At 71.9% G+C, this 19,902-nt stretch carries 18 protein-coding genes; 3 read left to right on the top strand and 15 right to left on the bottom strand.

Going from position 1 to position 19,902, the window contains the following annotated elements; genetic code table 11:
- Nucleotides 1-4 precede the first annotated feature (4 nt).
- From AB0I77_RS24040 to AB0I77_RS24015, 6 genes are all read right to left on the bottom strand, one after another.
- Entirely contained in the window at nucleotides 5-361 is a 357-nt protein-coding gene (locus AB0I77_RS24040) for a cupin domain-containing protein (protein WP_124442829.1), read from the bottom strand.
- Nucleotides 358-1,131 (bottom strand): aldolase/citrate lyase family protein, encoded by a 774-nt coding sequence (locus AB0I77_RS24035; protein ID WP_363284708.1) that lies wholly within the window; start codon nucleotides 1,129-1,131, stop codon nucleotides 358-360. Before AB0I77_RS24035 ends, AB0I77_RS24040 begins: the two co-directional genes overlap by 4 nt.
- A 28-nt stretch (nucleotides 1,132-1,159) precedes the next feature.
- Nucleotides 1,160-2,323 carry an amidohydrolase family protein gene (locus tag AB0I77_RS24030; RefSeq protein ID WP_363284707.1) on the bottom strand — a complete coding sequence of 388 codons (1,164 nt, stop codon included), beginning with the start codon at nucleotides 2,321-2,323 and terminating at the stop codon, nucleotides 1,160-1,162.
- Nucleotides 2,324-2,349: 26 nt separating this feature from the next.
- Nucleotides 2,350-3,210 carry a fumarylacetoacetate hydrolase family protein gene (locus AB0I77_RS24025; protein WP_363284706.1) on the bottom strand — a complete coding sequence of 287 codons (861 nt, stop codon included), beginning with the start codon at nucleotides 3,208-3,210 and terminating at the stop codon, nucleotides 2,350-2,352.
- Between the two features lie 156 nt (nucleotides 3,211-3,366).
- On the bottom strand, nucleotides 3,367-3,762 hold the full coding sequence (locus AB0I77_RS24020) for a nuclear transport factor 2 family protein (protein WP_363284705.1): 396 nt from the start codon (nucleotides 3,760-3,762) through the stop codon (nucleotides 3,367-3,369).
- Entirely contained in the window at nucleotides 3,747-4,199 is a 453-nt protein-coding gene (locus tag AB0I77_RS24015; protein WP_266451644.1) for a VOC family protein, read from the bottom strand. The genes AB0I77_RS24020 and AB0I77_RS24015 overlap by 16 nt, the downstream gene beginning before the upstream one ends.
- A 215-nt stretch (nucleotides 4,200-4,414) precedes the next feature.
- Between AB0I77_RS24015 and AB0I77_RS24010 the strand changes: the two genes are divergently transcribed.
- Complete coding sequence (locus AB0I77_RS24010) at nucleotides 4,415-5,449, top strand: aldo/keto reductase (RefSeq protein WP_363284704.1); 1,035 nt, start codon at nucleotides 4,415-4,417, stop codon at nucleotides 5,447-5,449.
- Between the two features lie 80 nt (nucleotides 5,450-5,529).
- Here the strand turns inward: AB0I77_RS24010 and AB0I77_RS24005 are convergent, their stop codons facing one another.
- The 9 genes from AB0I77_RS24005 to AB0I77_RS23965 form a co-directional block, all read right to left on the bottom strand.
- Nucleotides 5,530-6,444: an ABC transporter permease gene (locus tag AB0I77_RS24005; protein WP_363284703.1), complete on the bottom strand. Its 915-nt coding sequence runs from the start codon at nucleotides 6,442-6,444 to the stop codon at nucleotides 5,530-5,532.
- Nucleotides 6,441-7,622 carry an ABC transporter permease gene (locus AB0I77_RS24000; protein WP_363284702.1) on the bottom strand — a complete coding sequence of 394 codons (1,182 nt, stop codon included), beginning with the start codon at nucleotides 7,620-7,622 and terminating at the stop codon, nucleotides 6,441-6,443. Before AB0I77_RS24000 ends, AB0I77_RS24005 begins: the two co-directional genes overlap by 4 nt.
- The gene (locus AB0I77_RS23995; protein WP_363284701.1) at nucleotides 7,619-9,175 is read right to left on the bottom strand and encodes an ABC transporter ATP-binding protein; all 1,557 of its coding nucleotides are present in this window, start codon (nucleotides 9,173-9,175) and stop codon (nucleotides 7,619-7,621) included. Before AB0I77_RS23995 ends, AB0I77_RS24000 begins: the two co-directional genes overlap by 4 nt.
- A 34-nt stretch (nucleotides 9,176-9,209) precedes the next feature.
- Nucleotides 9,210-10,304: a BMP family ABC transporter substrate-binding protein gene (locus tag AB0I77_RS23990; RefSeq protein ID WP_363284700.1), complete on the bottom strand. Its 1,095-nt coding sequence runs from the start codon at nucleotides 10,302-10,304 to the stop codon at nucleotides 9,210-9,212.
- Between the two features lie 80 nt (nucleotides 10,305-10,384).
- Nucleotides 10,385-11,053 (bottom strand): flavin reductase family protein, encoded by a 669-nt coding sequence (locus AB0I77_RS23985; RefSeq protein ID WP_363284699.1) that lies wholly within the window; start codon nucleotides 11,051-11,053, stop codon nucleotides 10,385-10,387.
- A gap of 13 nt (nucleotides 11,054-11,066) precedes the next feature.
- Nucleotides 11,067-12,446: an amidohydrolase family protein gene (locus AB0I77_RS23980; protein WP_363284698.1), complete on the bottom strand. Its 1,380-nt coding sequence runs from the start codon at nucleotides 12,444-12,446 to the stop codon at nucleotides 11,067-11,069.
- Complete coding sequence (locus AB0I77_RS23975; protein WP_363284697.1) at nucleotides 12,443-13,465, bottom strand: zinc-binding dehydrogenase; 1,023 nt, start codon at nucleotides 13,463-13,465, stop codon at nucleotides 12,443-12,445. Before AB0I77_RS23975 ends, AB0I77_RS23980 begins: the two co-directional genes overlap by 4 nt.
- A gap of 247 nt (nucleotides 13,466-13,712) precedes the next feature.
- Nucleotides 13,713-14,915, bottom strand: a complete 1,203-nt coding sequence (locus AB0I77_RS23970; RefSeq protein WP_363284696.1) for a helix-turn-helix domain-containing protein — start codon at nucleotides 14,913-14,915, stop codon at nucleotides 13,713-13,715.
- Nucleotides 14,916-14,926: 11 nt separating this feature from the next.
- Nucleotides 14,927-16,375: an aldehyde dehydrogenase family protein gene (locus AB0I77_RS23965; protein ID WP_363284695.1), complete on the bottom strand. Its 1,449-nt coding sequence runs from the start codon at nucleotides 16,373-16,375 to the stop codon at nucleotides 14,927-14,929.
- Between the two features lie 72 nt (nucleotides 16,376-16,447).
- Between AB0I77_RS23965 and AB0I77_RS23960 the strand changes: the two genes are divergently transcribed.
- Together AB0I77_RS23960 and AB0I77_RS23955 are read left to right on the top strand one after the other, a co-directional pair.
- Entirely contained in the window at nucleotides 16,448-17,530 is a 1,083-nt protein-coding gene (locus AB0I77_RS23960; RefSeq protein WP_363284694.1) for an NAD(P)-dependent alcohol dehydrogenase, read from the top strand.
- A gap of 164 nt (nucleotides 17,531-17,694) precedes the next feature.
- Entirely contained in the window at nucleotides 17,695-19,896 is a 2,202-nt protein-coding gene (locus AB0I77_RS23955; protein ID WP_363284693.1) for a cytochrome P450, read from the top strand.
- Nucleotides 19,897-19,902: the final 6 nt, after the last annotated feature.

Below are 19,902 nucleotides of genomic sequence, written 5' to 3'. Positions count from 1 at the left end.
TCGGTCAGGGAAGCAGGTCGGCCCGCGGCGGGACGAAGAAGTCGATGTTCACGCAGGGGGCCTCCGTCGGCTCCACGTAGTGCTCGCTGCCGCGGGGAACCAGCAGGAACGACCCCGCGCGCATGTCGTGGGCGACGCCGTCCACGTAGTAGTTCGCACGTCCCTCGGCGATATGGACCAGCTGGTCGAAGTCCTCGTGCCGGTGCGGGTTGAGGGTCATGCCGACGTCGAGCTCGTGGTGGCAGATCATCATCTCGTCCGTCGCGTAGACGCGACGGCGGACCCCCGGCCGCACCTGGGTCACCGGCAGCTCGTCCCAGTTGAGGACGGTGCTGAACAGCGCCGCGTTGCGTGTGGTCACTGGTTTTCCTCTCCGGCAGCCGTCCGCAGGGCGGTCGCCAACATCTGTAGGTCCGAGCCGACGACCAGGTAGTCGGCGTCACTCAGGCCCAGGTCCGCGGCTGCACCCCGGACCGGCACCCAGCCGCCGAACGCCACCACCGCCGAGCGGGCGGCCTCGCGCACCCGGTCCACCGCGGCGCGCAGCACCGCCGGGTCGGCCGGCAGCCCCAGGTCGACCGCGAGGTCGGTGCTGCCGACGAAGCACACGTCGAAAGGGGCGAGGAGATCCGGCAGAGGATCGGTGTGCGCCGTCTCGATCTGGCCCACCAGCACCGGCGGGTCGTCCCGCTCGGCACGCAGGAACCCGGCCAGCGGGACCGCACCGAAACGGGCGGCCCGGTTGGCCAGGCTGACCGAGCGGCGGCCGGCGGGCGCGAACCGGGTCGCCGCCACGAGTGCCTGGGCCTGGGCGACACGGGTGAGCATGGACAGCTGGATCCCCGCCGCCCCGGCCTCCAGCAGCCGGTTGACGGCGGCGGCGTCCACCTCGGGCACGCGGACCAGGGCCGGCAGGCCGCACGCGTGCGCGTGGCGCACCAGGTCGACGGCGTTCTGCTCGGTGAGGGTGGAGTGTTCGAGGTCGACGACCACGAACGCGAACCCGGCCGCCTCGGCCAGTTCCACCACGTCGGGCGACGCCAGCTTGACGAACGTACCGACGGCGGGTCCCCCCGCCGTCAGGGCCGCGCGCAGCCGGCGCCGCAGGAGGTGGACGTCACCGATGGTCATCGCGTCCTCCCCGGGACGGGCGGGCGTCTCACGCCGACGGCAGACCGCGCCACGGCGTGATCTCGACCTCGGCGCCGGCGTGCAGCACGACGCTCGGCTCCAGGCGCGGGGCGAGGATGGTGTTGCCCGCGGCGTCGGGCAGGGTGACCTCGTCGGTCCAGTCGACGACCGTGACGTCGGCCCGTCCGCCGACCGCCAGGCGCCCGTAGCCCTCGGTGTCCAGCCCGAGCAGCTGTGCGGGGGCGACGGTGGCCCGGCGGATGCACTCCTCCAGCGGCGCGCCGAGCGCGACCAGCTTGGAGATGCTCGTGAGCAGGTCGAACACCGGGCCGCGCCAGTTGCGGGCGCTGGTGTCGGAGCTGAGGATGTCCGGCAGGAATCCGTCGGCGATCGCCCGGCGCGCCACCTCGAAGCTGAGGTTGCTCTTGCCGTGGGCGGAGTCGAACAGCACGCCGCGCTCGCGGGCCGCCATGACGGCGGGGTGCACCTGGTCGCCGTCGAGGATGCCGTTCGGCTTGCCGGTGTAGCAGTGCGCCACGATGTCGCCGGGGCGCAGGAAGTCCAGGACAACCGGTACCGGCTCCTCGGTCTCGCCGATGTGCACCATCAGCGGGAGACGGGCCTGTTCGGCCAGCGCCACGGACTTCTTCAGCAGCGACTCCCAGTTCTCGCCGACGACGTCCTCGGACAGCCGGATCTTGAAGCCGCGCACGATGTCGGGGTGGGCCTCGGCGGTCGCGAGCGCGTCCTCCGGGACCAGGGTGTCGGGGTTGAGCAGCTCGCCGAACCTGAAGTCGATCAGGCCGAGCACCGAGACGTTGAGGAAGTTGACGATGCGCAGGGGGTTCGCCTCGACCACCAGCTTGCGGAAGGCCGCGAACGTCGAGGCGCCGGCCGTGCCGGCGTCCGCCGCGGCGACGACGCCGCGCCGCAGGTGGGCCTCCTCGGCGGGGGCGCCGACGGCGGAGACGTACTGGAAGATGTGCGTGTGGCCCTCGACGAGGCCCGGCAGCACGGTGGAGCCGGTGACGTCGATCGTGCGGGCCGCGCCCGCCGCCAGCCCTTCCCCGATCGCGGCGATGCGGTCACCGGTGACCGCCACGTCGAGCCGGGTGTTGGTGCCCGACGCCGGATCGATGACGGTGCCGCCGGCCAGGACGAGGTCGTAGGACGACGGGGAGGAGTTGGGCATCGGTTGTGCTCCAGTGTGAGGGGCGGTCAGCTGACGGGTTCGGTCAGCCGGTGGTCGTGCGGTGTGGCGTCCGCGGGACGCGCGATGGGGGTGACAAGGGGCAGTACGCCGTCCACCTCGACCCGTACCTCGTCGCCGTCGGCGAGGAAGCACGCGCGGTCCTGGCCGGTGCCGGCCGGGGTTCCGGTGAGGACGACGTCGCCGGGTTCGAGGGCGGTGTACCACGACAGCCGGCTGAGCAGATCGGTGACCGCGAAGATCATCCCGGCGCTCGTGTCGTCCTGCACGAGCTCGCCGTTGACCCACGTTCGTACGCGGATCGCGTCGCGGTCGGCGAGGTCGTCGGGGGTGCGGATGGACGCGCCGAGCGGCGTGAACCCCGGGTAGCTCTTGGCGAGGGCGGGCGTCGCCGTGGTGCGCATGATGTCGCGCGCCGTCATGTCGTTGGCGGCCGTGATGCCGGCGATGGCGGGCCAGACCTCCGACTCGGACGCCTGGTACAGCCGGCGTCCGACGACGACCGCGATCTCGCCCTCGTAGTCGGGCTCGGCCGCGGCCCGTGGGAGCACCACCTGCGCGCCGGGCGCCAGGACGGCGGACGACGCGGCCAGGTACAGGATCGGCTGATCGGGCAGTCCCCGGCCGGCCCGGGCCGCCTTCGACACGTAGTTGAGCCCGACGCCCCACACCGCGCGGGGGCGGCCCAGCGGCGCCACGATCGTGGCCTGGTCGAGCGGGATCCGCCGGCGCACCGCGCAGGACGCCAGGCCCTGCAACGAGCCCTCCTGTTCGAGGACCGCGCCGACGTGCGGGAAAGCCGTGTCCAACAGGGCGATGGCCCCGTCCTCTATCCGGCCCAGGCCGGACTGTGTCGTCACCACTTGCATGACGGCATCTTTCAATGCGAGACGACATCATGTCAAGCAATACGAGACGGCATCATGCAGAGCGATACGCAGGTCGGGCGGCGACACACCGGCACCCCGTCCGCACGAGAGGCGGACGGGGTGTCATGAAGCTGGTTCCGGGCTGCGGCCGGGGCGTCAGGCGAGCTGCCGCTGCACCTCTTGGCTGTCCCAGTAGTCCGTGCGCCGCGTGATGAGGCCGCCGGCGACGGTGAACACGAAGACTCCGCGCACGCGGACGGGGCGGTCGCCCGCCGAACGCATCAGGAACGTCAGGACGTACGGCACCGCAGCCGACTCGCCGTCGACGAGGAAGCGCTCGGGCGCGTAGTGCAGGTCCCCGAAGTTGTCGAGGAACCCGGTCAGCGCGGCGCGGTACTCGGCGCGGCCCTTGCGGCTCTGTCCCATCGACGACGTGTGCTCGTTGACGAAGTCCTCGGCCACGCAGGCGGCCACGGCGTCGGCGTGGTGCGCGTTCAGTGCCGCGAGGTAGGCCTCGACGGCGGCGCGGGTGTCCTTCAGGACGAACCCCACTTCTTGCGGACCGAGTCGAAGACGCGCTGGTCGTGGGAGATCTCGACGACGTTGCCGTCGGGGTCCTTCAGGGCGCAGATGTAGCCGACGGGCTCGGGCATCTGCCGCGGCTCCCAGTGCAGGCAGCCGAGCTCGCGGGCCCGGTCCGCGAGCGCGTCGACGTCCTCCCGCGTCGGCACCTCGATGCCGAGGTGCGCGAACGGGTGCAGCAGACCCAGCTGGTTGCCCTTGTCCTTGTTGAACGACACCAGGACGAGCACGAACGGCGTCTCGGCCTGCTGGTCGTTGGAGAGCCAGACGCTCTCGCCGTCGGCGTCCTTGAACCGCTCGACCACGACCAGCGGAGTCAGTGCGGTGTAGAACGCGATCGACTTGTCGAGATCGCCGGTCGGCAGCGCGATGTGAGTCCAGCGTGCCGAGGTGAGACCGGTGGCCACGGTACCTCCAGTGAGTAGTTCGGATTTCATTGTTCGGATCTCTTTGTTCGGATTTCTTTGAGACTAGGCACGCACACACCCGCGGGTCGATGTGCTGCCGACACAACACGCAGGCCAGGGATGCTGGCCCCGCGCGACATGGGTTTCGTGCCCGCCGCCGTGCGAGCCTGCGAGAGGACAGCGACAGGGCGTCGGCTGGGAAGACGAGGGCAGGCATGCACTACCGGATTCTGGGTGGGACAGGCATAGAGGTGAGTCAGCTCTGTCTCGGGTCGATGATGTTCGGCGCGTGGGGCAACACCGACGAGGCGGAGTGCCACCGCATGGTGGCGACGGCGCTGGACGCCGGGGTCAACGTCGTCGACACCGCCGACGTGTACGCCTTCGGCGAGTCGGAGGAGATCATCGGCCGGGCGCTGAAGGGACGGCGCGACGACGTCGTCCTGGTGTCGAAGGTCGCGAGCCGGATGCCCGCGGGCCCGCTCGACCGCAACCGGGGCGGCACTTCCCGGCTGTGGATCACCCGGGCCGTGGAGGACAGCCTGCGCCGGCTGGGGACGGACCACCTGGACGTGTACCTCGTCCACCGTCCCGATCCCCACACCGACGTCGAGGAGACCCTCGGGGCGCTCAGCGACCTGGTGCGGGCGGGCAAGGTGCGGGCGATCGGCTCGTCGAGCTTCCCGGCCGAGGAGATCGTGGAGGCCCAGTGGGCGGCGCGGCGCGGTGGCCGCGAGCGCTTCACGGTGGAGCAGTTGTCGTACTCGATCCTGGCCCGGCATGCGGAGGCCGCTGCCCTGCCGACCGCGCAACGGCACCGTATGGGCGTCATGGTGTGGAGCCCGCTCAACGGCGGCTGGCTGACGGGCAAGTACCGGGCCGACGCCGAACCGGCGGCGGACTCGCGCGCGCTGCGAAACAGCGAGCACTTCGACTTCGCCGACGAGCAGATGCGCACGCGCAAGCTCGCCGTCGTCGAGGAACTCGTGCGCCTGGCCGCCGAGGAGGGCTGCACGCTGGTCGAGCTGGCGCTGCGGTTCGTGCTCGCCCATCCCGGCGTCAGCACGGCCGTGATGGGTGCGCGCACCCACGACCAGCTCGTGTCGCAGCTCACCGCGGTGGACCGGCCGCTGTCGGCCGAGGCGCTGGACCGGATCGACGCACTCGTCGCGCCGGGCAGCGTGCTCAACCCGCTCGACGTCGGCTACACGCCGCCGGCGCTGGAGACCGTGGCGCTGCGCCGCCGTTGACGGCGAAGGTGCGTATCCACGGCGGATGCCGGCCCCGCGCGTTCGCGGGGCCGGCCTCCGTCGTCGCCTGGTCCCGGTCATCAGGTCGAGCCGCGCTCGAAGGGTCGGCCGAGCGCGCCGGGTTCCCGGTGCTGCGTGGTGAACAGGAGCATGGCCAGGAGCGCCAGCAGATACGGCGCCGCGACGAGCAGTTGGGCGTTGAGGGTGACGCCGAGCGCCGGGAGCGCGAGGCGCATCGCGTCGGAGAGGCCGAAGACCAGGCAGCCGAGCATGGTCCGGCCGAGCCGCCACGCGCCGAAGATCACCGCGGCGATGACGATGTATCCGCGTCCGGCGGTCATGTTCTGGTTGAACGATCCGACCTCGCCGACCGCGAGGTAGGCGCCACCGAGGCCGGCCAGTGCGCCGCACCACAGCAGAGCCTGCCGGCGCCGCATGTTCACCTTGATGCCCGTGACGTCGGCGGCCTGGGGGTTCTCCCCCACCGCCCGCAGTTCCAGGCCCCAGCGGCTGCGCTCGACCAGCCACCAGGTGAGCGGTATGAGCGCGAGCAGCAGGAAGGCGGGCCAGCGTTCGGAGAACAGCGGCTTGCCGATCAGCGGGATGTCCTGCAGCAGCGGGATCGACAGCATGTGGACCTGGTGCGAGACGAACTCGTTCGTCGTGATCAGGTAGCTCGTCAGCCCGAGCACCAGCGCGTTCAGCACCAGTCCGACGACGAAGGTGTTGATCTGCGCCCGGTGGGAGAAGTTGCCGTGTACGAAGCCGAGGACGAGGCCCGTGACGACGCCGGCGACGAGACCGACGCTGGCGCTGCCGGTCGCGCTCGCGGTGGCGATCGAGGTGAACGCGGCGCCGAGCATCATCGCCTCGACGGAGATGTTCATCGTGCCTGCGCGCTCGGCCACGTACTCACCGCAGGCGGCGAACGCCAGGGGCACGGTCAGCCGGACACCGCTGGCGAGAATGGTGGTGGTGCTGTCCAGAACGCTCACGCGGCTGCCTTCACCTTGGTCGGGACTGCGGACATGTCGGGCGCCGCCTGCGGTGTGGCACCGCGACGCCTGCGGAAGAGATCGACGAGCACGGGCGGCGCGACGAACGCGAGGACCAGCAGTGCTTTGACGACATCGACGAGGTAGTACGGCACTCCCGTGGCCGAGAGGAAATCGCCGCCCGCACGCAGCACGGCGAACGCCAGCGACACCGGGATCGCGACCAGGGGCCGGTTGCGTGCGACGAGCGCGACGAGCAGGCCGTCCCAGCCGAAGTTGTCCGAGAGCCCGGCCTGCAGCCGGTTGGTGCCGACCGGGCTGACCAGGAGCAGCCCGCCGGCCAGCCCGGCGAAGGCGCCGGACAGGGCCAGGGTGAAGCCGCCGAGCGCGGCCACCCGCACACCGGTGTGCTTGGCGGTGAGCGGATTCAGTCCGAGCATGCGCACCCGAAAGCCCCACCGGCTGCGGGTCAGGACCACCGCGACGGCGACCGCGGCGAGGAGGGCGATGAACAGGCCGATGTTCCACTGCACCGACGGGTACTGGCCGAAGCCGCCGAGCTGGGCATTGGCCGGCAGCTGGTTGGACGCCGCGTCGGCGATGCCCGAGGAGCCCTGCGCGCTCTCCTGGAGGAACCAGGGGGTGCTGACCGCGAAGGTGACGAGCTGGATGGCGAGGAACGTCATCAGCAGGGTGCTCACCGGGACGTTGACGCCGCGCAGGCGGAGCATCACCGCGCTGAGCGCGGCCCAGACGCCACCGCCGACGGCCGCGGCGATCAGCACCACGACGACCAGCGTCAGGCCGGGCACGGCCAGCCGCAGCCCGACCCAGGCTCCGGCCAGGCCGCCGATGAGGACCTGTCCCTCCTGGCCGATGTTGAAGGTGCCGGCCGACGCGGCAATGCAGGCGCCGACCGCGACCAGCAGCAACGGCGCCGCGTTGAGCAGCGTCGTCGTCCATCCCGTGGCGTCGGCCAGACTCCCGGTCCATATCGCGTCCGCCGAAGCACTCGGCGAACCGCCGGTCAGCACGAGCAGCAGCGCGGACGCGCCCGCGGCGACGCCGATCAGCACGGCGGTCAGGCCCGCCGTGATCCAGCCGTCGCGCCCGGGCCGAAGCCGGGCGAGAAAGCGCCGGGCGAGGTCGTCCCCGTTCATCAGCGAGGCGGCACTCATGCGGCCTCACCGCCGACCAGCATGCCCAGTCGCTCGGGGGTCGCCTCCGAGACGGGGAGTGCTCCGGTGATCCGCCCTGACGAGATCACCGCGATCCAGGTTGCAAGGGCCATGACTTCCTCGAGTTCGGTGGAGATGAGCAGCACTCCGACGCCGTCCGCGGCCGCCTGTCGCAGCCGGGCGTACATGTCCTCGATGGCGCCGACGTCCAGCCCGTGGGTGGGCTGCGCGGCCACCAGGACGCTGGTGTGACCGGACAGTTCCCGGGCGAGGACGACGCGCTGCTGGTTGCCTCCGGACAGGCTGCGCACCGGGGCGTCGAGCGAGGGGGTGATGATGTTGAACTCGTCGGCCAGGCGACGGGCCTCGGCGTGCATCGCGCGCCGGCGCAGCAGGAACCGGCCGCTGAGCTTGTCGAGCGACTTCATCGTCAGGTTTTCGGTGACGCTCATGTCGAGGACGACGCCGCTTTGGTGCCGGTCCTCGGGGACGATGCCCAGACCGGCTTTCCCGAGCGCGCCGGGCCGGCTCACGTCGACCCGGCTCCCGGCGACCTCGACGGTGCCGGCACTCGGCGCGAGCAGCCCGGCCAGGACCTCGCCGAGCGCCGCCTGGCCGCTGCCCTCGACGCCGTACAGGGCGCAGATCTCGCCCGCGCCCACGGTCAGGTCGACGCCTTGGAGAACCTTCACCCCGCCCTTTTCGACGGTGAGTCCGGCCAGGCTCAGGACGGGCGGGGGCCGGTCGTGGGCCCCGCCCCGGCCCGTGCTGGTCGTGGTGACCGGCAGCAGGCCGAGGGCGGCTCCCTCCTCGTGCAGCGACACGTCACGGCCCACCATCTGGCGGGCCAGCTCCGGCGCGGTGGTCTCGGCGGTGACCGCCCGGAAGGCGACGCGGCCCTTGCGCAGGACCGTCACCCGGTCGGTGGCCTGCACGATCTCGGCGAGCTTGTGGCTGATGAGGATGACAGCGCGCCCCTCCTCCTGCACCACCCGGCCGAGTACGGCGAACAGCTCCTGCGACTCGGCCTGGGTCAGCACCGAGGTGGGCTCGTCCAGGATGAGGATCTGCGGGTTGCGCCGCAGGCACTTGACCACCTCGACGCGCTGCCGCTCGCCCGCCGAGAGCGCGTCGACGCGCGCCTCGGGGTCGACCGGCAGCCCGTACCGTGCGGCGACCTCGGTGATGTCGGCGCAGATGGCCTGCTTGTTCACCGCGCCGGTGTCGCCGAGCGCGACGTTCTCCCACACGGTGAGCCCGCTGATGAGGCTGAAATGCTGGTGCACCATGCCGATGCCCAGCTCGGCCGCTTCCTGCGGGCTGTCCAGCGCGACTTGTTCGCCGCGCACCAGCACGGTGCCGGCGTCGCGCCGGATCAGCCCGAGGAGAACCTTCATGAGACTGGACTTGCCTGCCCCGTTCTCGCCCAGGAGACCGTGGATCTCGCCGGCGTCGACGGTGAGGTCCACGGCGTCGCAGGCCGTGACGGACCCGTAGGACTTGGTGATGCCACGCAGCTCGAGGATCCGGGCCGCTGAGGTCGTCGGTGTCATCGCGTGTGACTCTCCTGGGTCGGTGTCGGCACGGTCAGCCGAGGCGCTTGACCTCGGTCGCCGGGTCGATCGCCTTGGTGCCGATCTTCTTCATGAACTCCGCCAGCTGCTTGTCCTCGTCGCCCTGGCCCTTGCAGATCTTGACGGTCGGGTAGGGATCGACGCCCAGCTGCCACACGCGCGGCGTGCCCATCTTCAGGTTGTCCTTGGCGAACTCCTCCAGCGCGGCGAGGAAGTAGTTGCCCGGGCTGAAGATCACCGAGATGTCGAACTTCGGGTTGGTCGAGGTGCACCGGTCGGTGCCCGGGGTGAGGGTCAGTACGCCGTTGGCGTTCGCCACCTGCGTCGCGGCGTCGGTCGCCCCGCCCAGGTAGGGGTAGATGACCTTGGCACCCTGGCTGATCTGGGCCTGGATGGCTTCCTTGGCCTTCGCCGAGTCGTTGAAGTCACCGGTGTAGGTGCTCACCAGGGTGGCCTTGGGGACCACCTCCCGGATGCCGGCCAGGAAGGCCTTGGCGCCGAGGACGCTGAAGTCGGCCTTGATGCCGGTGACGAACCCGGCCTTCTTGTAGCCGGCCGCCTTCATCTTCAGGCCCGCGGCGTAGCCGGCGGCGAGCATCGACTGGTTGGGGTTGTCGGAGGACACCACGATCCGCGGGGTCTGGTCGATGTTCGCCGACGACGGCACATACCAGGCCGTCTTCGCGCAGACCGGCTCCTCGGACGCCGGGATGGCGGCCTTGAGCTCGCTGGCGGCGAGCGCGACCATGTCGACGTGCTGCTGGCACAGCGCGCGTGCCGCGGTGAGCGCGTCGCTCGCGGGCACGCTGCCGCGCTTGATCACCGTCCAGCCCTTTTCCTTCGCGAAGGCGTCGGCCGAGTCGACGAAGCTCTCGTAGTAGCCGTGGTCGTTGATGTCGCCCGGGCTGAGGACACCGATGACGACCTTGCCGTCTTTGTTGACGTCGGGCTCGTTGAGGCCCGAGCCGCTGCTGCCGCTCGCCTCGGGGGTCGTCTTGGCTGCCGTCGCCTCGTTGCTGGCGCAACCGGAGAGCACGAGGGCTGAGGTGAGGGCGAGGGCGATGCCGAGCGGGGCCCGACAACGCCGAAGCGAGCTTCTTGCGGTCATGTGCGTTCCATTCGCTGAGGGTTACCGCCATGCAGAGGCGGTGGCGAAAAAACGGGGGGTGACGAAAAAGGGGGGGTGGGTCAGTTGGCGGACGTGTCGGCCCGGCCGAGCTCGGCGTAGGCGATCCGCTCCTGGTGGAAGATCGACTCCTCACCGGCGGCGACGAACCACGGGAAGCCCATCCGCCCGACCGCTCGGACCTGGGTGGGGTCGATGCGGCCCGGGGCGGACATGACCGAGTCGTCGGTGGTGATGCAGACGACCTCGGCGAGCACGATGTGCACGCCCGAGAAGCAGGAGGTGTGGTCGCCGCGGTCGATCACCTCGTGCACCCGGCACTCCAGGTGCGCGGGGCTGTCGGCCAGCGACGGCGTGTCGACGACCTGTGAGGGCACCGACCGCCAGTCGGCGACGTCCATCTCACTGACGCCGCGGGGGTACTCGCGGGCCACGGCCTCGATGTGCTCGGCGATCGCGGCGGTGGTGACGTTGACGACGAACTCGCCCGTGCGCTCGATGTTGAGCCAGGTGTCCTTCGGCTCCGAGGTCGCCTCCCGCTGGGCGCCGATGGTGACCGCGATCAGCGGCGGTTCGCCGCTGACCGGCATGTAGTAGCTGTACGGCGCGACGTTGACCCCTCCGTCCGGGTCGAGTGTGGTGATCATCGCGATCGGCCGCGGTACGACCAGTTGCGAGAGCAGGCCCTGTTTCTGGGCCGGGGTGCGTCCGGCCATGTCGATGACGTTCAACGGGTGGTCTCCTTTACGGGGTGCCCGCCGGCTGTGTCGGCCAGGTCGGGCGGGGCGTGAGGCCGGCGCGCCGCAGCAGGGCGGCGGATCGCTCGGCGGCTGCCTCGGCGACGGCGGCGAGGTCGATGCCGGTCGGCTGCCGGTCGCGGACGACCACGCGGCCGTCGACCAGCACGTCACGGACGGTGCGGGACACGTGGCCCCATACGAGCTGGCGGGCGAGGTCGCCCCGGGGCATCCAGGCGGGGTCGCCGGTGTCGAGGACGACGAGGTCGGCGGCCTTGCCGACCTCCAGGGAGCCGGTCCGCTCGCCCAGACCGACCGCCTCGGCGCCGTCGACGGTCGCGAGCGCGAAGGCCTGCTCGGCGCGGATCGGGTCGGGCAGGTCACGGTCGCGTTCGAGGCCCGCGAACAGGTAGGCGGCCAGGAGGACGTCCGGGGCGTCGCCGGCGTTGTGGGCGTCGCAGCCCAGGGCCACCCGGCCGCCCCGGCGCACCAGTTCGGCGTGGCGCGAGGCGCGGGTATAGCCCTGGGCGAGGCGCAGGTAGGCCCCCGGGCAGGCGGCGACGGCGGTGCGGGTGTCGAGGATCGCCTCGACCTCGGCGTCGTCGAGCCAGACGGCGTGCCCCAGCAGCAGGCGCGGACCGAGTACGCCCAGCTCACCGAAGTGGACCACCGGCCGGCGCCCGCTGCGCTTGGCGTAGGCCTCGACGTCGGCGGGTCCCGGCGAGACGTGCCAGGTCAACCCGGTGTCGAGGCGCTCGGCCAGGCTCGCCGCTCCGGTGAAGAGCTCGTCGCTGGCGAGATCGTGGCCGACGAGTGTCACCCATCCGGTGACCGGCCCGGTGGCCGGCAGGGACCGGACGATGTCCTCCTGCCTGGAGAGCACCTCGTCGGCGGGCGCGCCGAACGGCACGCCCTCGGCGTCCCAGCCCCAGCCGCCGACCCGCGCGCGGATACCCGCGGCGGCGAGCCCCGCGGCGACCCGTTCCGGGTAGGCCACCGTGCCCGGCTCCAGCACGGTGGTGATGCCCCGGGTCAGGCACTCGACGGCGGTGATGGTCGCGGCCAGTTCGTCGTCGTCACCGTCGGCGTGGGCGTGCAGCGGGACGATCCAGTCGAAGATCGACTCCTGCGAGCTGATGTGATCCGGGATGGTGCTGCGGACCAGGGGGTCGACGGTGGTGTGCTGGTGGGCGTCGACGAGGCCCGGGATGACGACACAGCCCGACGCGTCGATCTCCCGCGCACCCGGGAAGCGGGCGCGCAGGTCCTCGGTCGGGCCGAGCGCGGCGATGCTGTCCCCGGACACGGCGACCGTCGCGCCGGTGAGGACGCGCCGCTCGGGGTCCATGGTGACGACGTCGCCGCCCACGATCAGCAGGTCCGTCATGGCTTGATCACGACCTTTCCGATGGTGTCGCGGGCGCCGAGCACGTCCCAGGCCTCGGCGAGATCCCCGAGCGGGAACAGGGCGGCGGTGGGCAGGTGCAGGCCGTCGGCGAAGCAGGCTGACGTGGCGGCGACGAAGTCGGCCGAGGTGTAGCCGCCGGCGCCCAGCAGTTTCAGGCCGCGGTGGAAGACCTCTTGAAGCGAGAACGACACCTGGTCGCCGCTGGTGTTGCCCAGCAGCAGCAGCCGCCCGCCGATGCCGAGGCAGTCCAGTGAGGTGCGCCAGGTGTCGGTGCCGACGTGGTCCAGGACCAGGTTCGCGCCGGCGCCGTCCGTATGGGCCGACACCGCTTTCGCCAGGTCCGGGGTGTCGTTGCGCAGCGCCAGGTCCGCGCCGGCCGCGCGGGCCGCGGCCACCTTCGCGTCGCCGCCCGCGAAGGCGACGACCGAGGCACCGGCCCGCTTGGCCAGCGCGATGGCCGCCAGGCTGACGGGACTCGCGGCCGCGTGCACGACGAGGGTCTCACCGGCGTCCAGTGCCCCGACGGTGTGCACCGCGTGCCACGCCGTCGCGAAGGCGGTGGGCAGGGTGACGGCCGCGGCGAGCGGCAGGGACTCGGGGACCCGGACGATCGATTCCGCGGACGCCAGGACGTAGTCGGCGAGCGCGCCGGGGGCGTTGCCGCCGAGAATGCGCGGGCTGACGCAGTACGCGCGATCGCCCACCGAGCAGCGCGGGCAGCTGCCGCAGCCCTGGGTGGGATCGGCGATGACCCGGTCGCCCGGGACGACCGAGCTGACCGCGGATCCGGTCGCCAGCACCGTTCCGGCGAAGTCCATGCCCGGCACGTGCGGAAGGCGGAAGCCGGGGATCAGGCCCGGCCCCTTGCGCTGCAACAGGTCCAGTCGGTTCAGCCCGCAGTACGCGACCTCGACGACGACGTCGCGCGCACCGCACACCGGCTCCGGAACCTCTTGCAGGGACACGACTTCGGTTCCCCCGAAATCGGTCTGCACCATCGCTCGCACCGCGGGCCCTCCTCACCTCAGCCGTCTCGCATTGCGAGGCGGTGGAACGTATTGTGAGGCCACTCTGCCCATGGCGACCAGTGCTGTCAACGCTTGTATGGAAAAACTGGGTTTCGTCGGCGTTTCACCGGCCGTCGTGCGTGTTTCGCCTGCTGTTAAGGCTCACAGCGCGGGCCGCGGCGGCCCCGGAGCGGGCCCGGACGCATGTGCCGCGCCCGGCGGCGCGGCGAACGGCGGCTCAGTGTCCGGCGGAAACCGGATCGCCGTCGCCGCGCAGCCGCTGGTGGTCGGCGGCGAGCAGGTCGAGCGCCGCGAGCGCCAGGTGCAACTGCGCCGAGGCTGCGGGAAGCAGGGGGTCCGTACCGAGGAGGTTCTTGATCTGGCGAACCCGGTAGCCGACCGAGTTGCGGTGCAGATGAAGCTGTTCGGAGACGCTCTGCCGGCTGCCCCGCTCGGCCAGCCAGGCCCGCAGAGTCGCCATCAGCTCCGGACGCTGCCGGATCGGCCCGAGGTGCGCCTCGGCGTACGCCTCGAGCTCCGCGGGTGGGAGGGGCAACAGTACCTGGACCACTCCGCAGCGGCCGAAGGTGAGCAGCGGGACGCGGCGGGTGCGAGCCAGGCCGAGCAGCCGTTCGGCCTCGGTGAACGACCGGGCCAGGCCCACGGTCGAGTCGGGGTGGGAGCCGCTCGCCGCGACGACGTGGTCACCGGCGGACTCGTCGCCGGTCATGAGGCGCAGCCTGCTGCGCAGGCGGGCGAGCACGGCCTCGCCCGGCACCACCGTCCACGCCGTGCGCGCCTCCTGCTGCACAGGGTGCTCCAGCCACGTGAGGGCGGTGGACCAGGCGCGCAGGCGGGAGCCGCTGTAGTGCAGTACGGCACCGGCCGGCGGTCGCTCCAGATCGATCCCGAGTCGCGTGGCCGCCGCGCACACGGAGGGGCTCACCGTCCCGGACCGCAGTGCGGCGACGACGTCGGCCGGTTTGTGCTGCGGCGAGACCTCGGCAGAGCCGTCCCCCGCGCGCACGGCGTCGATGAGGAGCGCGGTGACGGCGGCACCGGCCAACGCCTGCACGCGCGGGTCACCGGGACCGACGGTCAGCAGCACACCGCCCACGGTCGTCCCCGCACGCACGGGCAGCGCCGTGGCGCACAGCCCGTCGAGCGTGTCGACCACCGGTCCGGCCACGCCGGCGAGCACGCTGTCCGCCACCGTGGCCGACATTCCCGCGCCGCCGTCGGTGGTCGCCAGCACCGCGCCCTCGGCGGACAGCAGGCGCACCTGCCGGCCGGTCGCCCGTGCGAGCGCGCGGAGCACGTCCGAGCGCGCGGCGCCGGCGAGCACGGCCTCGGTCAGTTCCCGCTCCAGCCCGGCGGGTTCGGCGTCCGGCCCCCATCCGTCCCGGGCCGGTCCGGATCGCGCCTCGGCGATGGTTCCCATGGTGTCGGGTCTCAGCGGGGGGACAGCAGCCGGATGGCCACGCCCTTCTCCTGGGTGTACTCGCGCAGCGCGGCGTACCCGCCGCCCCGGCTGAAGCCGCTGTCCTTCTGCATGTTGAACGGGAAGCCGATCACTCCCGCGTCGTGGAACTGGTTGACCGCCACCTGCCCGGAGCGGACGTCCTTCGCCAGCCGCAGGGCCCGGGAGACGTCGTTGGTCCAGATGCAGGCCAGCAGGCCGAAGTCCGTCGCGTTCATCAGCTCGGTCGCCTCGGCCGTGTCGCGGAACGACTGCACGGCGAGAACCGGGCCGAAGACCTCCTCGCGGGCGACGCGCATGCCCGCGTCCACCCGGTCGTACACGGTCGGCTGGACGAACCATCCCTCACCGGTGGCGGCGCCACCGGTGACCAGCCGCGCACCCTCGCGGGGCGCGTCCTGGAGGAAGCCGCCGACGCGGGCGAACTGCGCGGCACTGACCAGCGGCCCCATGTCCAGGTCGGCGTCCCAGGGCCCGGTCTTGACCGCGGTCATGGCGGCGGCGACCCGCTCCACGACCTCGTCGTGCACCGAGGCCTCGACGAGCAGCCGGGAACCGGCGTAGCAGTTCTGCCCCGCGTTCTCGGTGATCGAGGCGACGACCGCCTCGATCACCGTGTCGAGGTCGGCGTCGGCGAACACCACGTTCGGCGACTTGCCGCCGAGTTCGAGCTTCACCGGGACGAGGTTCTGCGCGGCGGCCGTCATGATCGCCCGCCCTGTGGCGGTGGAACCGACGAAGCTGATGTGGTCGACGCCCGGGTGCGAGGTCAGCGCGGCGCCCGCCTCGGGGCCGCCCGCGACGACGTTGATCACCCCCGGCGGGAAGCCGGCGCGGCGGGCGAGTTCGGCGAGGGCGAACGGGGCCAGCGGCGCGATCTCGGAGGGCTTGAGGACGACCGTGTTGCCCGCGGCGAGCGCCGGCGCGACGTTCGCGGCCATGAGCACGGCGGGCACGTTCCACGGGATGATGACGGCGCACACGCCGTACGGCTCGGGAACCGTGTAGCCCAGGTAGTCGGGGCTGCGGGTCGGCAGCGTGACCCCGGTGAGCTTGTCGGCCGCGCCCGCGAAGTAGTCGATGATGCCGTGGGCGATGTAGATGTTCGTCCGGCCGCCCGACAGCGGCTTGCCGACATCCCTCGCCTCGACGGCCGCCAGCGCCTCGACGTCGGCGAGGATCAGGTCGGCCCAGCGCCGGATCAGTCCCCCGCGCTCGCTGGGGTTGGTCGCCGCCCAGGCAGGGGAGGCACGGCGCGCCGCGGCGACCGCGTCGCCGACATCGGCCGAGCCCGACAGCGCCACCTTGGTGATCACCTGCTGGGTGGCCGGATCGACGATGTCCAGGGTGCCGCCGTCGCGGGCCGCGACCCACTCGCCGTCGATGAATTGCTGGGAGGAAGGGAAGTCAACAGCAGCCATGCGTGAACCTTGACCGACCTTGTCACGCATGTCAATATGCGATCTCGCTATGTGAGTCACTGAGGAGGCCTGGTGCGTGCCACTGCCGCTCTGCTGGAGCAAGCCGGACAGCCATTCGTCCTGACCGAGGTGGACTTGGAGGAGCCCCGTCCCGACGAGGTGCTCGTCCGCGTCGCCGGCGTCGGCATCTGCGGCACCGACCTGGAGTTCGCCACCTTCTTCCCCACGCCCGCGCTGCTCGGGCACGAGGGGTCGGGCGTCGTCGAGAAGGTCGGCGCCCACGTCACCACCCTGCGCCCGGGCGACAGCGTCACCATGTCCTTCGCGTCGTGCGGCACGTGCACGCTGTGCCGCACCGGCTCGCCCGCCTACTGCCGAAGCTTCGACGCGGTGAACTTCTCCGGCCGCCGGCCCGACGGCTCCACCGCGGTGACCCATGAGGGACGCGAGGTCAACGCCCACTTCCTGGGCCAGTCGTCGTTCGCCAGCCACGTCGTCGCACCGGAGCGGGCGGTCGTCAGGATCGATCCGTCGCTGGACCTGCTGCGGGCCGGGCCCTTCGGCTGCGGCTTCCAGACCGGTGCCGGCGGCGTGCTCAATGTGCTCCAGCCGCGCCCCGGATCGTCGATCGCGGTCTTCGGGGCGGGGGCTGTCGGCGTGGCCGCCATCATCGCGGCCTCGCTGAGCGGCTGCGCGGTCGTCGCCGCCGTCGACGTGAACCCGGTCAAGTTGGAGGCGGCCCGCGGCTTCGGCGCCACGCACACCGTCGACTCCACGGCCGGGCCGGCCGCCGAGCAGCTGGCCGCCCTCGTCCCCGAGGGGTTCGACTTCGTGATCGACACGACCGGGCGCGAGGACGTCCTGCGCACCGCGGTGGAGGCTCTCGGGCCGCTCGGCCGCGCCGGGGTCATCGGCATCGGGCCGAGCGAGTCGATGAGCTTCGAGTGGCGCAGCATCCTCAACGGGCGCAGCGTCACCGGCATCATCGCCGGGTCCAGCCTGCCGCAGGTGTTCCTGCCCCAGCTGCTGGAGCTCAACGCCAAGGGCCGGTTCCCGGTCGAGAAGATGATCACCTACTTCCCGTTCGAGCAGATCAACGAGGCCGTCGCGGCGGTCCGCTCCGGCTCGGTCGGCAAAGCTGTGCTGACCTTCTGAGGCATGAGGCAATCCGTGCTGACCTTCTGAAACGTCGTCCACGACACGTTGTCGCACACGGCGGCAGCACCTTAGGGTGGCCCGACGCCGACGAGGCTCAGACATCCGGTGGCGCGGCCGGACAACACCGCGCAGAAGACACGAGCACGTGGAGCGTGCCCACCATGTCCGCCGACATCGACTTCGATCACCACTCCGATGAGGCCAACGCCGATCCGGTCGCCTACTACGCGCGCTTTCGCGAGAGCTGCCCGGTAGGCCGCTCCGCCGCCTACGGCGGCTTCACCTACACGACGCGGTATGCCGACGTCGCCCGCATCGCCCGCGACGACGAGACGTTCTCCTCGGCCCGCAGCGACCACGGCGGCCAGGGCGTCGGCATCGTCATCCCCAAGGGACCGGGGCTCGACCAGTATCCGATCGAGCTCGACCCGCCGCGGTCGACCGAGTACCGGCAACTGATCAACCCGCTGCTCACCCCCGAGGCGATAGAGCGGCTGGTGCCCATGATCGAGCGCCACGCCGCCCGCATCGTGGACGACTTCGTCGAGCTCGGCTCCTGCGACTTCGTCCGTGACCTCACCAACCCGCTGCCCGCCGCGGTGACCTTGGACTGGCTCGGTTTCCCCGAGGAGGACTGGGCGAAGCTGGCCGGGCCGATCCACGACATCTTCGCCGCGGCGGCCGGCAGCGAGCGCGCCGTGCGCGGGGCCGCCGGGCTGGCCTACATGGACCAGCGCATCCGCGAGCTGATCGCCGAGCGCCGCACCGCGCCGCGGGCCGACGCGGTCAGCGCGCTGGTGGCCGGCCGGCGCGGCGACGGCAGTGAGTTCGGCGAGGACGAGCTGGTGTCGGTGATCGGCCTGCTCATCGCCGGCGGCGTCGACACCACCACCTCCCTGACCGGATCGACGCTCGTCCACCTCGCCCGCAACCCCGAGCAGCGCCAGAGGCTGATCGACTCCCCCGATCTGCTGGACAGCGCGACCGAGGAGTTCCTGCGCGCCTTCGCCCCGTCGCAGTCGATGGCGCGCACGGTCACCCAGGACGTCGAGGTCGACGGCTGCCCGATGCACCAGGGCGAGAGGGTGCTGATCCCGTGGGTCGCCGCGAACCACGACCCCACCGTCTTCCCCGACCCCGAGCAGGTACGGCTGGACCGCGACGCCAGCCGGCACCTCAGCTTCGGCATCGGCTCGCACCGCTGCGCCGGCGCGCACCTCGCCCGGGCCATGTTCCGCGCGATGATGGCGCAGGTGCTGACCCGGCTGCCCGACTACCGGGTGATCGAGGACGGGCTCGTCGCCTACCCGACCCGCGGCAACCAGTCCGGCTGGGACGCGGTCCCGGCGCTCTTCACGCCCGGTCCCCGGGCGACGGCAGGGGCAGCCTCGATCCGCGCGCTGACCACGCCCACCCCGCTGCGGGTGACCGCGGTGCGCACCGCGGCCGAGGACGTCGTCGCCGTCGACCTCGGCCTGCCGGACGGCGGCGAACTCCCCGCGTGGCAGCCCGGCGCGCACGTCGAGCTGCGGCTGCCCTCCGGCAGGCTGCGTCAGTACTCGCTGTGCGGCGACCCCGCCGACGCCACGACGTGGCGCATCGGCGTCCTGCGCGAGCCCCGGGGCCGGGGCGGGTCGGCCGAACTCCACGAACTGACCCGCTCGGGAGCGACGTTCGCGGTACGCGGGCCGCGCAACCACTTCCCGCTCGTGCCGGCGCCGTCCTACCTGTTTCTCGCCGGCGGCATCGGCGTCACCCCGATCCTCGCCATGGTCCGTGCCACCGCCGGGCGCGGCACGCCCTTCACCGTCGTGTACGGCGGACGCACCCGCTCCACGATGGCGTTCGCCGACGAGCTCTCCGCCGTCGCCGGCGACGCGCTGACCCTGCTCCCGCAGGACGAGGCCGGGCTGCCGGACCTTCCCCGGCTGCTGGGCGGCCTGGACGCGGACACCGCCGTCTACGCGTGCGGGCCGGCGCCGATGCTGACGGCCGTCGAGCGCGAATGCGCCCGACTGGATCTCACCGACCGGCTGCACCTGGAGCGCTTCACCGCCGGCGACGGCCTCGAGACGGCGTACGACGCCGCGGCGAACCGCGACTTCGAGGTCCAGCTCGCGCGCACGGGAGCCACGCTCACCGTGCCGGCCGACCGGCGCCTCATCGAGGTCCTGCGCGACGCCGTACCCGGCCTGTCCTACGACTGCGAGAAGGGCTACTGCGGCGCCTGCGAGACGCGCGTGCTCGCCGGGACGCCGGAGCACCGGGACTCCGTGCTCACCGACGAGGAACGCCTTGCCGGGCGCACCATGATGATCTGTGTCGGCCGGTGCCAGGGCGAACGGCTCGTCCTCGACCTCTGAGCGGTT

The sequence above is a fragment of the Streptomyces sp. NPDC050619 genome (assembly GCF_040654815.1).
Classification (GTDB): domain Bacteria; phylum Actinomycetota; class Actinomycetes; order Streptomycetales; family Streptomycetaceae; genus Streptomyces.
This window is presented reverse-complemented; position numbering and strand designations above follow the sequence as displayed.

Bases quoted from the DNA above. Each gene is read 5' to 3' on its own strand.
- AB0I77_RS24025 (WP_363284706.1), bottom strand. From the start codon at position 3,210: ATGCAAGTGGTGACGACACAGTCCGGCCTGGGCCGGATAGAGGACGGG.
- AB0I77_RS23970 (WP_363284696.1), bottom strand. From the start codon at position 14,915: ATGGGAACCATCGCCGAGGCGCGATCCGGACCGGCCCGGGACGGATGG.
- AB0I77_RS23955 (WP_363284693.1), top strand. From the start codon at position 17,695: ATGTCCGCCGACATCGACTTCGATCACCACTCCGATGAGGCCAACGCC.
- AB0I77_RS23975 (WP_363284697.1), bottom strand. From the start codon at position 13,465: ATGGTGCAGACCGATTTCGGGGGAACCGAAGTCGTGTCCCTGCAAGAG.
- AB0I77_RS23980 (WP_363284698.1), bottom strand. From the start codon at position 12,446: ATGACGGACCTGCTGATCGTGGGCGGCGACGTCGTCACCATGGACCCC.
- AB0I77_RS23965 (WP_363284695.1), bottom strand. From the start codon at position 16,375: ATGGCTGCTGTTGACTTCCCTTCCTCCCAGCAATTCATCGACGGCGAG.
- AB0I77_RS24030 (WP_363284707.1), bottom strand. From the start codon at position 2,323: ATGCCCAACTCCTCCCCGTCGTCCTACGACCTCGTCCTGGCCGGCGGC.
- AB0I77_RS24000 (WP_363284702.1), bottom strand. From the start codon at position 7,622: ATGAGTGCCGCCTCGCTGATGAACGGGGACGACCTCGCCCGGCGCTTT.
- AB0I77_RS24035 (WP_363284708.1), bottom strand. From the start codon at position 1,131: ATGACCATCGGTGACGTCCACCTCCTGCGGCGCCGGCTGCGCGCGGCC.
- AB0I77_RS23990 (WP_363284700.1), bottom strand. From the start codon at position 10,304: ATGACCGCAAGAAGCTCGCTTCGGCGTTGTCGGGCCCCGCTCGGCATC.
- AB0I77_RS23995 (WP_363284701.1), bottom strand. From the start codon at position 9,175: ATGACACCGACGACCTCAGCGGCCCGGATCCTCGAGCTGCGTGGCATC.
- AB0I77_RS24010 (WP_363284704.1), top strand. From the start codon at position 4,415: ATGCACTACCGGATTCTGGGTGGGACAGGCATAGAGGTGAGTCAGCTC.